11 protein-coding genes are annotated in these 13,592 nt (G+C 28.5%); 5 read left to right on the plus strand and 6 right to left on the minus strand.

What is annotated here, in order from left to right:
* Both FGK85_RS12355 and FGK85_RS12365 read right to left on the minus strand, forming a co-directional pair.
* Positions 1–375 (minus strand): hypothetical protein (locus FGK85_RS12355; protein WP_341472485.1); only part of this gene is annotated, 375 nt, incomplete at its 3' end.
* Between the two features lie 884 nt (positions 376–1,259).
* On the minus strand, positions 1,260–2,408 hold the full coding sequence (locus tag FGK85_RS12365; protein WP_138207086.1) for a double-cubane-cluster-containing anaerobic reductase: 1,149 nt from the start codon (positions 2,406–2,408) through the stop codon (positions 1,260–1,262).
* Positions 2,409–3,011: 603 nt separating this feature from the next.
* Between FGK85_RS12365 and FGK85_RS12370 the strand changes: the two genes are divergently transcribed.
* The gene (locus tag FGK85_RS12370; protein ID WP_138207088.1) at positions 3,012–3,212 is read left to right on the plus strand and encodes a cold-shock protein; all 201 of its coding nucleotides are present in this window, start codon (positions 3,012–3,014) and stop codon (positions 3,210–3,212) included.
* 153 nt (positions 3,213–3,365) lie between these two features.
* The gene (locus FGK85_RS12375; protein WP_138207090.1) at positions 3,366–6,188 is read left to right on the plus strand and encodes a VWA domain-containing protein; all 2,823 of its coding nucleotides are present in this window, start codon (positions 3,366–3,368) and stop codon (positions 6,186–6,188) included.
* A 302-nt stretch (positions 6,189–6,490) separates the two neighbouring features.
* Here FGK85_RS12375 and ispF read toward each other — a convergent pair whose 3' ends face one another.
* Positions 6,491–6,958, minus strand: coding sequence for a 2-C-methyl-D-erythritol 2,4-cyclodiphosphate synthase (ispF, locus tag FGK85_RS12380; RefSeq protein WP_138207092.1), 468 nt, complete (start codon positions 6,956–6,958; stop codon positions 6,491–6,493).
* Between the two features lie 780 nt (positions 6,959–7,738).
* On the opposite strand from ispF, the gene FGK85_RS12385 reads away from it, so the two are divergent.
* Positions 7,739–8,542, plus strand: coding sequence for a polysaccharide deacetylase family protein (locus FGK85_RS12385; RefSeq protein ID WP_138207094.1), 804 nt, complete (start codon positions 7,739–7,741; stop codon positions 8,540–8,542).
* A 628-nt stretch (positions 8,543–9,170) separates the two neighbouring features.
* Here the strand turns inward: FGK85_RS12385 and FGK85_RS12390 are convergent.
* Positions 9,171–10,580, minus strand: coding sequence for a sensor histidine kinase (locus FGK85_RS12390; RefSeq protein ID WP_138207096.1), 1,410 nt, complete (start codon positions 10,578–10,580; stop codon positions 9,171–9,173).
* Positions 10,581–10,631: 51 nt separating this feature from the next.
* Complete coding sequence (locus FGK85_RS12395) at positions 10,632–11,306, minus strand: response regulator transcription factor (protein ID WP_138207098.1); 675 nt, start codon at positions 11,304–11,306, stop codon at positions 10,632–10,634.
* A 324-nt stretch (positions 11,307–11,630) separates the two neighbouring features.
* Between FGK85_RS12395 and FGK85_RS12400 the strand changes: the two genes are divergently transcribed.
* Both FGK85_RS12400 and FGK85_RS12405 read left to right on the plus strand, forming a co-directional pair.
* On the plus strand, positions 11,631–12,626 hold the full coding sequence (locus tag FGK85_RS12400) for a LiaI-LiaF-like domain-containing protein (protein ID WP_138207100.1): 996 nt from the start codon (positions 11,631–11,633) through the stop codon (positions 12,624–12,626).
* A gap of 5 nt (positions 12,627–12,631) precedes the next feature.
* Positions 12,632–13,141: a hypothetical protein gene (locus FGK85_RS12405; RefSeq protein WP_243122877.1), complete on the plus strand. Its 510-nt coding sequence runs from the start codon at positions 12,632–12,634 to the stop codon at positions 13,139–13,141.
* Between the two features lie 6 nt (positions 13,142–13,147).
* Here the strand turns inward: FGK85_RS12405 and FGK85_RS12410 are convergent, their stop codons facing one another.
* A complete protein-coding gene (locus FGK85_RS12410) occupies positions 13,148–13,396 on the minus strand; it encodes a metal-binding protein (RefSeq protein WP_138207102.1) in 249 nt (82 codons plus the stop codon).
* Positions 13,397–13,592 lie beyond the last annotated feature (196 nt).

Below are 13,592 nucleotides of genomic sequence, written 5' to 3' on the forward strand. Positions count from 1 at the left end.
TATGGCAACTACTTTTAATTTATCTATAGTACCATTTCTAAATACTTTATTTTTTACAATGGTTTTTATTATATGTTTATGAATTTCTTTTAATCCATCTAAATCAAAATCACTTAAGGAGCGCCTAACGGCATCAATGCGTGGCATTTTAGTTTTTTTAGGTATTACTTTTTTAAACTTGCCTTTTTTAAGCCAATGTTCTAATCTATTGAAACTTCTTATCTGAAGCATAAATCCAAATAACACCACGAAGGTAATTGTTGAAATTTTTACTGGAGATTTTATTCTTTTATCTTTTAAGTTATTGATTTTTTCACCTATATCGTATACCTTATTAATATAAGTAAGTAATTGTTTTAAATAACTTTTACTCATTTTATCAGCATCCTTTTTAAGTTGGTTTCTTGTCAAAACTATTATAAAAAGGATGCTTTTATTATGCAAATTTTTTCTCTAAAATTTCCAGCAAAAATCAGAATTTATGGTTTTTAACCTAACCCTCAATCATTCATTATAAATCAGCGGGCTCACGCCCCAAAAATTTTTAAGCGCTAAACTTCTGGTATTTTATTATAAATCAGCGGGCTACGCCAAAAAAAATTTTTTAAGTGCTCAACTTCTGATTTTTTACCTATTGGTTTGTTTTACTATTACATCTATTTAATTAAAGACTTTCCATAGCATAGTGAAGGAAAGTCTTCATTCACTATTACTTCTTACTTCTTCCACAAATTCTAATTTAAGAAATTCCATAGGAATTTCAACATTATTTGATATTTGATATTTAATATTTGTATATTTTCGCTGGCTATCGCCAATAAAAGATTTTTTAAGCCCTAAAAGAAAAAGTATAACCACTTCATTTAATGAATCAGTTATACCTTTTCCCACTATATTATTTATTTAATTAAAGATTTTCCGTAACGCAGTGGAGGAAAATCATCCTTCAGTAGGTTGTCTACCACCCACGAAGCAAGCATTCTGTAACTGAAAAATCTGCTTTTAATGGAGTGATAAAATTGAAATTTGGGACTATTGAACTAGCTTTGGAACTTCTTTGTTTTGAAATTTAAAGCACCGTTAAGAAGCCTTCATTGCTTGAGCGAGGAACGAGTGAGTTTGAAGGCTTTAGGGGCTTTAAATTTCAAAACATTTAGAAGTTCTTAGCGTATTGTTCACAGTCCAAAATTTCAATTTTATCACGGAATTAAAAGCAGATTTTTCCTATGCCACTTCCGTCACAATTTATTCTTATGTTGTTAAAGCATTTCGATAAATGCGGATATTCGAGTTTTAAGTTGCCCAATATCGGATTGAGAATAGTCTGTTTCTATACTTGTATAAGGAATTCCTTTTTCATTTGTCACAAAATCTCTTATGCGTTTAGTTTCTACGTTGTAAGTGTGACATGCTTGTAGAATCATGTCTAGGACTCCATCAATTTTATATTCATCTATTAAATTAGAAAGTAAATCTATTCTGTTATCATTAGGTGCCATGCATGAACAGCCTATATTTAGGTATCTTTCTGCTAAGGCATCATAGACATCTTTATCCTCATCTACAAGTGAGTATTTGGATTTTATTCCACTGCAGTTTTCAAAGCAAACTACAACTCCACCACTTTCTTCAATTATTTTTATTATTTTTTCTGTAGCTCCACCCATTGGGCAGCCAGTTATAAGTATTCTAGGAGCTTTTTCTGATACTTTTCTTTCTCCTTTATTGTATTTATTTTTGATTTCTTCTATTAAAGCTTTTATGTCATTATTTTGTTTATGTTTGTCCACACTAAAGTCTGTTCCATAGAGTACTTGAAGCATTTCAAGGCCAGTCATAGGTGGTGGGCAAAGCTTTGCTAATTCATAGAATTCCCTTAAGATTTTTCTTTCTTCATTTTTTAGTTTTATGCTTTCTTTAATTTTTTCTTCAGAAATTTCTACTCCAAATTGATTTTCTAGAGCTTTTTTAAGAGCGAGCATTTCTCCTCTCCAAATTTCCATAGATCTTTCATGGTCTACGGTTTGAGGAAGTTGCATAACGTGCATAGGCTTTATTTTACTTAAGTATTCATACATTTTCTTTTTGCCATCGCAAGTGGTTTCTCCAACTATAATATCTGAAAAATAGAAGTAAGGGCATTTTTGTGTTATAGCAAAACCGTAACTGGATTTTATTAAAGGACATAAATTTCTAGGTAAGTCTCTTTCTGCATCAGAAACAGGTTCTTCACTCATGCCACAAAGGGAAACAGGAATAGCATCCGCAGCCATCATAATTTCGCAAGGTGTAAAAGCACAAAAGGTTCCTACGATTCTTTTGCCTTCTTCTTTTAAGTTTTTAATTTTTATAAAACCTTCTCTTCGAGCTTCACTAAATTCATTAAATATATCTGGTAAATTATTCATGATAAGTTTGCACTCCTTTCCTACTTAAATAATTGTATTTCATTTTTTGTATTTAAGTTAATAATATATGTAAAAGCTATAAATGAAGTAATTTGTATTATTTTTTCTAATAGTATTTGAAATCTAATAGAAAGTGATTAAAAAAGAGTAGTACCGTTGACACTATAATTGAAATAGAGTTTATAGAAATTTTGCAAAAATTTATGCTACTTATTTAATTGGAAGTTCTATAAATAAGTTGTGTATTTTCAATGAAGTAAGTGGGGTGTAGTTTACGCAATTGAGTATAAATGCTAAGCAGCAAAGATAAAAAATTAGCAGTATTTCAACTAAATAATAAGTAAAATATGATTAAATTAAAAAAATTAATAATTTTAATTTTTTACTTGAAATTTCCTTAATAAAGGTGTAGAATTAGTGTGAACAAATTTATAGATGAAGATTAAGAAATTAGTTCCTATTTAGTATTTAATGGATGTGTTTTCTATTGTATTAAATTGACTCAGTTTCTCCATATGGCATTAATTCAGTATTAAGGTTATATGTGACACCCTTTATCTATAAATGGATTTAATTTATTTAAGGAATATGGAGGAATTTAAAATGAAAAAAGGTACTGTTAAATGGTTTAACAAAGAAAAAGGATTCGGATTCTTATCAGTAGAAGGAGAAAATGACGTATTCGTACATTTCTCAGCTATCCAAGGAGATGGATTCAAATCTTTAGAAGAAGGTCAAGAAGTTGAGTTCGAAGTAGTTGAAGGACAAAAAGGACCTCAAGCTGCTAACGTTGTTAAACTATAATAAATAGTAAATTAACGATAGTTGATATATTAGGCGATATGATTTTAATCATATCGCTTTTTATTTTTATGCAAGCTTACTTATTATACTTTACAAAAAAATGTTTTTCTGCCAAAATAAATATAAAGTCTGGTAAAAAGGGAGTGGCGATAGTTGAAGGTTTATTTTGAAAAACAGTATATATTACTTCTATTACCCATACTATTAATGTTTTTTTGGTATACAGGTAGAAATTTAAATATAAATAAAACTAAAAAGAAAATACTGCTTTTGATACGAAGCTTGCTTATTATGGTTTTGATTTTTTCTTTAAGTGGGTTAAATTTAGTGTGGAAGGCTAAGGATACATCTACTATATTTTTAGTGGATTCTTCAGATAGTGTTGCTTCTGGTAAGGAAAAGGCAGAGGAATTTATAAAAAGTTCTATCCGTAATAAAGATGTGGATGATTCCATTGGCATTATGTCTTTTGGCCAAAATGCCCTTGTGGAAAACTTTTCATCTAAAAAAGTATCTTTTTCAGGAATTCAAACAGAGCCTATAAGCAGCTATACTAATATAGAAAACGCCATGGTTAACGCTCTTTTAAATATGGATGAAAAAAATAAAAAAAGAATAGTTATTATAACTGATGAGAAAGAAAACCAAGGAAAAAGTTCTAAATTAATATCTACATTAAAGGAACAAAAGGTGGATTTAAAGGTTTATAAAATAGGTGATAATAAAAAAAAGGATGTGGCAATACATAAGGTTGAAGTGCCAGAACAGGTTAGAGTTTCAGAAGAATTTAGTGTGATAGTCAATATAAAAAGTAATATTAATACCAGTTGCAATGTTAATTTCTTTAGTGATAATGCAAAAAAAGGTGAGTCTAAAGTTAATATAGTCAAGGGTGATAATAGATTTGTTTTTAAGGATAAAGCTGATGAGGGAGGCTTTAAAACTTATAAAGTGGTTATAGAGCCAGAAACAGATGAGGAGTTAAGAAATAATGAAGCATCTGCTTTTACCAATGTAAAGGATAAGGCTAAAGTTTTATTAATCCAAGATGATGAAAAAGATGCAGCTGAAATAATAAATATATTAAAGGCTTCTAATGTGGATTTTAATGTGGTAAGGGTTGGAGCAGAACCTTCAGAAATAAAAACTTTATCCAAATATAAGAGCATAATAACCTGTAATGTATCCTCAGAAAATTTAAGTAGTGGATTTTTAAATTCATTAAACACATATGTAAGGGATTTAGGGGGAGGTTTAATAGCAGTAGGAGGAGATAACTCCTTTGCTTTAGGTGGATATGCTAAAACGCCTCTAGAGGATGTTTTGCCGGTATATATGGATATGCGAGGAAAAAAAGAAATACCGCCTATTTCTATGATGCTTATAATAGATAGATCAGGCAGTATGAGCGGTGAAAAAATGGAGCTTGCCAAAGAAGCAGCAGCTAGAACTTCAGAATTTTTAAGAGATAAAGATGAAATAGGAGTAATAGCTTTTGATGATGCACAATATTGGGTTGTTAAAAGGCAAAATGTAAAGGATAGAAAGGCCATAAGAGAAGCCATAGGAACTATAAGGTCAGGGGGAGGAACTAGTATATTACCTGCCTTATATGAGGGATATAATTCGCTGAAGAACAGTAAGGCTGAAATAAAGCACGTAATTTTATTAACAGATGGTCAAGCAGAAAGAGAGGGATATGATACTTTAATAAGAGATTTTAAAAATAAGAATATAACTGTATCTACAGTAGCTGTAGGTTCAGATTCTGACAGAGTATTACTAGAAAATATAGCCAAAGGAGCTAAGGGTAGATTTTATTATACGGATAATTTAAGCAGTATACCTAGAATATTTGCAAAAGAAACTTTTATGGCATCTAGAACTTATTTAAATAACAAGAGGTTTACTCCAGTAGTTCAATCTTCTCATGCCATACTTTCGGGAGTATATGAAAATGGTCTTCCACAGCTTTTGGGATATATAGGAGCTACACCTAAAAAAACCTCTAAGGTGATACTTAAGACACCGGAGGATGACCCAATACTTACAGTATGGCAATATGGTCTAGGTAAGGCTGTAGCTTGGAATTCGGATATGAATGGAAAATGGAGTAAAGAGTATATTTCATGGGATAAAAACTTAAAACTTTGGCAGAACTTATTGAATTGGAGTATAGAAAATTATAATAGCGAGTCTTTACAGTTAAATACTAATGTGGAAGGGCAGAAGGGTATTATAGAAGTTCAGGGAGAAAATTTAAATTCATCTTCTGTACTTGAAGCTCAAATAATAGCACCATCCATGAAAAGTAAAAAAGTAAAATTATATCCAAAGGAAATAAATAAGTTTTCTGGTGAATTTACTTTAGATGAAACAGGAGTATATATGGTTAAGGTTAAGGAGATAAAAGATGGGCAAATAGTAAACTCCACAATGGGCGGAATTAGTGCTGATTATTCTCCAGAATACAGGATAGATGAAGGACAAAGTTCTTTAAAGGATTTAGTAAAGGGAGTAGGGGGGAAGTATATAACTTCTCCAAAAGAAGTTTTTCAAGGTAAAATAGATGACGTATATACCAGGAGAGAACTTTCTAATTTATTTATAGCTCTAGGTATAATATTATTTTTATTGGATATAGCAATTAGAAAATTAGAATTACCTTATGAAAAAATACAAAACAAGATTAAAACTACCCTAGCAGGTGCAAAGCTATTAAGAAATAAGAATAAAATAAAGCAAAATAAGATGGACAAAAGTAGCATAGTTGATAATAAAAATAGTATTACAAAGGAAAAAGAAGATTTTATTGAAGTACCTAATGAAACAGTATTAGATAAAAATGATATTATTATTGAACATGAACAGAAGGCTTTGCAAAATAAGACTTTGGAAAATAAGACTTCTGAAGAAAATACTTCTTTAAATACATCAGAACTTTTAAAAATCAAAAAACATAAGAATAAATTTTAGTTTTGTTTTTGTGGAAAATAAGGATGAATAAAAATTAGTATTAAGGCATTAAAGGTTAAAACTTAGAGATATATTACAAATGCCGTGTTACATTATTTGTAATATGTTATAATATAAAGATTTACTTAAAATTAAAATACGCTTATAAAAACTTTTATCTATAAATTTAATATTTAAAATTAAAAATAAATAGTTAAAAGCTCTAATCTAAAGAGGCTTAATTAAATTTCTTTAAATTAGAGCTTTTAAAAGTTTTTCATTATTAATTTCTATAATAGTGCAGAATTTAGTTAAATATTTTACTATTGTATCAAGCATATACTCTGAGAAGAAATGCCTTGTTCACTACCGGTGAATCCAAGACCCTCTTCTGTGGTTGCTTTTACATTTATTTGATCTACATGTATATTTAAGGCGTTTGCTATATTTTTTCTCATGTTTTCTATATGAGGTGCAATTTTAGGTTTTTGAGCTATTATAGTAGCATCAATATTTACAATAGTATATCCATTGTTTTTTATAAGTTCGCCAACCTTTTGAAGCAGCAATATGCTAGAAATGTCTTTAAAGGAATTATCAGTGTCAGGAAAATGTTTGCCAATATCGCCTAAAGCAGCTGCACCAAGTACGCTGTCCATTATAGCGTGAAGTAATACGTCTGCATCTGAGTGACCTAGTAAACCCTTTTCGTGGGGGATATCCACGCCGCCTAATATAAGTTTTCTATTTGGCACCAATTTATGTACATCATAACCCATGCCTATTCTCATGCTTGTTTTCCTCCTTGCATATAAAAAATCCATCTAACCAGTATATTTTAACATAAAAATATATTATGCAAAAATATAAACTCCCTTTAAACAGGGAGTAAATACTAAAATTAAGTAAAAAATATTAATTTATATTAGTTATTTTTTTAGGGTAATTATAAGTTCCTTTATTGCCGAAGAATTTTCCCAAGAGCTTTTTTATTTTCATAAAATATATCATCAAACGTTTTTTTCTTTTGTAACGATTCTTATTTTTAAAGTCTACAAAGATAACTTTATTGTTTTGCATAAGCAACACAACCTTTCATAGATAAATGCCCCTTTTATATATTATAGCATAAACTTATTGAAATATTAAGAAAATTTAAACTATTTTATGGTTATTTTAATCTACAGTTAAATTGTGAGTTAATATAAAGATTGAAAAATTAATTAATATTATATGAATAGTTAATTAATTTTTATACTAAGAAATATGCAGTTTGTTGATGAATTATTGATATTAACATGAAACTAACATGAAACTAACAACTTATCCACAATGAAAATGTGGATAATGTGAATAACTTTATGAAAATAAGCACTTGTATTAATTTTAAACCATAAAATGGAAAGTAATTAATAACAAATTATTAACATAAACATATATTGATAATGTGGATAACTTACAACCATTAAATTTTAAAGAAAGTTTTTAGTATGATATATTATATTATATTATATGTTTTTATATAAATATGGTTGCATGGATAAGTGCACCAATAGATTAGGAGTAAATATATGAAGTATAAAAATAAAAATTTTATATTTAAAGCCACTGTAATTATCTTACTTTTTATTTTGGTTTTAAACGGAAGAATTGCAGAACCTTTTCTTAGGATTATGGGAAAAACAACTAGAAAAAAAGGGGAGGATACTTATAAATATTCAATACCTATATTAATGTATCATTCTATATCGGATAATAAAAATGGTTTTTTTGTAGTAGATAAGAATAACTTTAGAAAACAAATGAAATATATAAAAGATAATGGGTATGAGACTTTAACTTTAGATCAAGTATATTATCATATTTTACAAGATAAACCCTTTCCTGATAAATCAGTAGTCATAACCTTTGACGATGGTTATAAAGACAACTATGTAAATGCATATCCTGTATTGAAAGAATTTGATTTAAAGGCCACTATATTTGTTGTTGCGGATTATATAACTAATGGAAGTAGTACTATTTATTCCAGTTTAAAGGAACTTAGGGAGATGAACGAAAATGGGATAGATATTCAATGTCATACTTCTAGTCACAAAAAATTAGACAAGCTATCCTATAGTGAACAACTTCAGGATTTAGGTTTAGCTAAGGAAAAAATAGAGAATCTTATTAATAATAACGTAAAATTTTTGGCATATCCCTATGGAAGATATAATAATGACACAATAAAGGCCGCAAAAAAGTTAGGCTATGAAATGGCAGTTACAACTCACATGGGTTATTGTAATGCTAATGAAGAAAGTTTTAAAGTTAGGAGAATTTGTATTCCAGGCTTTACTGGAATGAATATATTCAAAAGAATACTATATTAGAAAAATGTGACGGAAGTGGCATAGGAAAAATCTGCTTTTAATTCCGTGATAAATGTGAAATTTTGGACTGTGAACAATACGCCAAGAACTTCTAAATATTTGTCCATCTAAAGCCCCTAAAGTTTTCAAACTCACTCGTGCCTCGCTCAGACAATGAAAACTTCTTAACGGTTCTTTAAATGGACAAATAAAGAAGTTCTAAGGCTAGTTCAATAGTCCTAAATTTCACATTTATCACTCCATTAAAAGCAGATTTTTCAGGTCATGCATATATGGTCATGAGGAGAGAACAACCTACTAAAGGATAAATTTTCTTCATTGCATTACGAAAAATTTTAGAATGTAAAAAAGATAACGGGGCTGTCGCACTAAGGAATTTACATACAATATATTCATTTGCAAATTTAAAATTAGCACCAATATATTGTAGTATTTATTCTTAATGCGATAGCTCCGTTATTTATACTTTTACGTTTAACTTAAACCATTTATTGGCGGTAGCCAGGCTAAATATATAAATATCAGATATCAATTAATGTGGATTTTCTTTATTTTATTTAGAAAATCTTTAATTTATAAGAAAGAAAGAGCTCATAATATTTTTTAGGCGTAGCCGTTAGTTTAGTCACTAATCCATAAGCTCCAGTCTCTCGGCTCCAAATGTGTATGGTATTATAAAATAAAAAGTGGAGCCTTGATTTTCCCTGCTTTCAACACCATACTTAAAATTATGGTGATCTAGTATTTCTTTACATATAGGTAGCCCTAGGCCGATACCGCCGCTTTTTGAGTCTTTGTAGTATCTATACCAAACATCCTTAATCATATTTTTAGGTATTCCTATACCATTATCCTCCACAGAAACTTTAATTCCTTCAGGTGTTTCAACTGAAGAGATTTTTATTATTGAATTATTAGGAGAAAACTTTAGAGCATTATTTATAAAATTATACATTACTCTATACATATACTTTTCGTCAATTAGTACCTTGATAGGTTTCGAATTTAAAACAAGTTCTATGTTCTTTTCTTTGCTTAAGGCTAGAAAGCTTTCCACACATTGGCTTAAAAAATAGCTAATATCCACTTCCTCAAGGGTTAATTTAAGTTTACCTTCTTGAAGCTTTGATATTTCTAATAAATCCACTACCATAGCATTTAATTTGTCCACTTCATTTATGATTTCCTTTGAATAATTAACAGTTTCCTCCTCTGAAAGTATTCCATCGGTAATAGCTTCACTATAATTTCTAATAATACTAAGAGGAGTTCTAAAATCATGAGACATATTTGCTATAAATTTTTTTTGAAAGGAATACTTTTCTTTTAATTTATTAGACATATTACTAATGCTAACATACAATTCTTCTATCTCGTCATGAGTATTTATAGTTTCTACTATTTCAAAATTGCCTTTGGCGATTTCATTAGAAATATTTTTTAATTGTAGTATAGGTTTTGTGAATTTTTTTCCTAGGAAATAAAATATAGGTATAGATATGATAATGGCTATAATAAATACAGATATAAGAACTATGTATATTATGTTTAAAAACTCTGAGTAAGGAGCAGCATTTTCAAAAGTAATTAAGTATCCAAGAGGAGTTTCTAGCTTGTAGGTTAAAAAGGATTCACCATTTTTTATAGTAATTATGTCTTGAATATGTAAATTTTTAATATCCATATCCTTAAGTATATGCATTATACCCATTTTAGATTTTGTAAGAGGGATAATTGCGGAATTTTTAATTAAAACAGCATTACCGTATAATTCCTCAACAGGGGTATTAGATTTTAAGCTTTCATATATTTCTTCTGCATTGTTTTTTAGTGTGTTATATTGTTGTCTTCTATAAAGCTTTGATAAGAATGAACCGCTAATAAAAAAACATATAAAAATTACTAGGGTTATAGTGAAGAGAAAGTATTTTATTAATTTTTTAGTTATTTTACTATTTTTCATAATTATATGCAAAGGAAGCCACCATTGTTTATTGATGGATACATTGTTGCATTTCACCTCACTTTTCATATTCATAAAATAAAATCACAAAATATGGATATAATGATAGTATTCACTTCAGTTTTACTATAAATCTAATTTATATCCTACGCCCCATACAGTTTTAAGTTTTTCGTCACAAAAAATTAATTTTTCTCTTAATTTTTTCACATGAGTATCTACGGTTCGTGTATCACCCATAAAATCATATCCCCAAACTTTATCTAAAAGATGGTCTCTTTTAAATACTTGATTTGGATTATTTATTAAAAACAAAAGAAGATCAAATTCTTTAGGTGTTAAAGAAATTATTTCGTTATTTTGGTAAACAGTTCTGCTTTCTACTTCTACTAATAGATTATCTAGAGTTATCCTAGATAAGTTTGAGGAAGAGGCAATATTTGATTTAATTCTAAGATTTACTCTAAGTACAAGTTCCCTCATGCTTAAAGGTTTTACCATATAGTCATCAGCTCCTAGTTCAAAGCCAAATATTCTATCCTCTTCTTCACCTCTGGCAGTAGTTAATATAACTGATGGGGAGTTTTCTTTGCTTTTAGCTTTACGAAGTAAAGACCAGCCATCTTTTTTAGGCATCATTATGTCTAATATTATTAAATCGTATTCCTCTTCTTGAATCTTTTTCTCTCCCTCATCTCCATCGTAAGCAAAGTCTACTAAATAGCCTTCTTTTTTTAGATATACACCCATTATATTTGATAATTTTTTTTCGTCTTCCACAATAAGAATTTTATTATTCATGAAAAACTCACCTCTCTTCTTTTTTACGTTTTAATTGTGTAACATATTTTAATTTTCTTATTTATAATTTTAGTATTTATAATAGTTTTAATCAATTAAATTTATAAATTGAAATAAAAAAAGGATAATTAGTGGGGGCTAATTATCCTTAAATATAATGGGGGCATTTGGTTTAATTTTGACTTCATAAATTATTATTGACACTTTTTAAAAAGTTATTCATTTTAGAGGAAAAAATTTAATTATATAGAATAGTAATTATAAAGTGGTATTGAATATATTAAGAGTGAGTTAATTAATACAAGGGTGTAGAGGAGGAATTTTATGAAGAGGACAGGGACTATAACTAGTGCAATAGCTCTTATATTTTATGGAGTTTGGCTAGCTATAAGCAATGTGAACTATAATTTAGCTAAGGAAATCTTTAAGTGGTGGCCGTTTATATTCATATTGCTGGGAGTAGAGGTTTTATATTTAGGGAAAAAAGAGGGGAAGGAAAACAAAAGTATAGGATTTAACTATTTGATAATCCCTATACTGATACTTTTTATAGGGACGAACAGTTTTTATTATTTAAGGGATGATAGTGGTATTTTCAAAAAAAACAGTGGGGAGATTAAACAAAGATATAAGGAGTACTTTAAAAACAGCTTTCACATAAAGGGAGTTGACATAGATAAAAATAAGTCTAAAAGAATTAAGGTTGATAAAACTTTGGATATTTATGGAAAACAAATTAAATGTGAATTGCCTAATTCCAAAATTAAGATTAAAAATTCCTATGGAAATGAAATAAGGTTGGATTTAGAAGTATATGTAGATAAGAATAAAGCTATTAGAAAATATGAAATAAATACGGAAAAAGAAAATGAGGGATATAAAATAAATTTCCCTGAAGCCTTTGTAAATGGAGTAGAGGGAACCCTATATGTTCCAAAAGATATGTATGTAAAAATAAATGGAACTAATTTAGATATAGAAAGTGGTGATTTTCGTGGAGATATTGATATAGATGGATCTAATTGTGATATAGATTTAGAAGGGGATATTAGAAAAAGTGTAATTGATATATCCAATGGAAAAATAAATTTAAAAAATAGTAAATGCAGTAATATAAAGATAGATGCGTCTAATGCAACAGTTACAGTAAATACTAAAGATAAAAACTTTAAAGCGAATTTAGATATAAGCAATGGAGTTTGCAAATTTAACAATGAAAAGAAAGTAAATTCAGGTTTATCTAGGAATTTAGGAAATGGTGATGGAATTTTAAATATTGACATAAGCAATGGAACCATAAATGTTAAGAGTGAGGAGTGATATAAGTGGAGAAGAAAAATGATTTAATAACTTTTATATGTGCATTAATTCCTGGTGTGGGATATATGTATTTGGGTTTAATGGAAAGAGGTATTGAAGCGTTAGCCATATTTTTATTAATAGAACCTGTATTTAGATTTGTAGGAATAGGTTTTTTTGCAGATATAGTAAAAATTCTATTTTGGATATATACTTTTAGCGATACTTATAAGATTGCTCATAAAATCAATAGAGGTGAGTATGTAGAGGATGGTTTTGTATTTGGTAAGGGATTTAAAAATGGTAGCTTTAATATGAATAAGGGCGATTACAATACTGAAAGCACAGCAGCAGTAAGAAAAAATAAATTTAATATACTGGGCTGGGTGCTTATAGCAGTTGGAATTATTGCAATACTAAATAAAGCTTTTGAAGGCACAGATATATACTATTTAATAAAATCATATATAAGTGCGTATTTTTTACCTGTTGCATTAATAGTGGTTGGCCTATACGTATTGATAAAGAAAAATTAATATAAATTAATTCATATCTCTTTTAAATGCATTTAAATTTTCTTCATCTGAAAAAACAAAAGGTGAGGAAAATTTAAATGTTTTTTTATGTCCACAATCTTCACATATACAGTGGCAAACATCAAAAGGAAAGGAATTTACTATATTTATGCCAATAGAATCTGCTATGAAATTTCCTCCACATATTTCACAAGGGGTAGAATTTATTATTTGGTACTCACTTTCAATGTATTTCATCATTTCTCTTATGGTCATAGGGATACCTCCAATCAAGTTTGGGCTAGTTTAAATATAATGCACAAAAACAATAATAGCACTATATAAATATATTTTCAATAATAAATACTAAGCAATGCTGAGCAAGTAGATACCTATAGTTATATTAATTTTATTTGGAGCTTTTTTAAAATATTTATACTAATTTATGCAACAAATACTAATTATAATATAT

This window comes from Haloimpatiens lingqiaonensis, from assembly GCF_901447495.1.
GTDB lineage: Bacteria > Bacillota > Clostridia > Clostridiales > Clostridiaceae > Haloimpatiens > Haloimpatiens lingqiaonensis.

Excerpts from the sequence above, each read along its gene's own strand:
- FGK85_RS12365 (WP_138207086.1), bottom strand. The coding sequence starts at position 2,408 with ATGAATAATTTACCAGATATATTTAATGAATTTAGTGAAGCTCGAAGA.
- FGK85_RS12370 (WP_138207088.1), top strand. The coding sequence starts at position 3,012 with ATGAAAAAAGGTACTGTTAAATGGTTTAACAAAGAAAAAGGATTCGGA.
- ispF (WP_138207092.1), bottom strand. The coding sequence starts at position 6,958 with ATGAGAATAGGCATGGGTTATGATGTACATAAATTGGTGCCAAATAGA.
- FGK85_RS12385 (WP_138207094.1), top strand. The coding sequence starts at position 7,739 with ATGAAGTATAAAAATAAAAATTTTATATTTAAAGCCACTGTAATTATC.
- FGK85_RS12390 (WP_138207096.1), bottom strand. The coding sequence starts at position 10,580 with ATGAATATGAAAAGTGAGGTGAAATGCAACAATGTATCCATCAATAAA.
- FGK85_RS12395 (WP_138207098.1), bottom strand. The coding sequence starts at position 11,306 with ATGAATAATAAAATTCTTATTGTGGAAGACGAAAAAAAATTATCAAAT.
- FGK85_RS12400 (WP_138207100.1), top strand. The coding sequence starts at position 11,631 with ATGAAGAGGACAGGGACTATAACTAGTGCAATAGCTCTTATATTTTAT.
- FGK85_RS12410 (WP_138207102.1), bottom strand. The coding sequence starts at position 13,396 with ATGACCATAAGAGAAATGATGAAATACATTGAAAGTGAGTACCAAATA.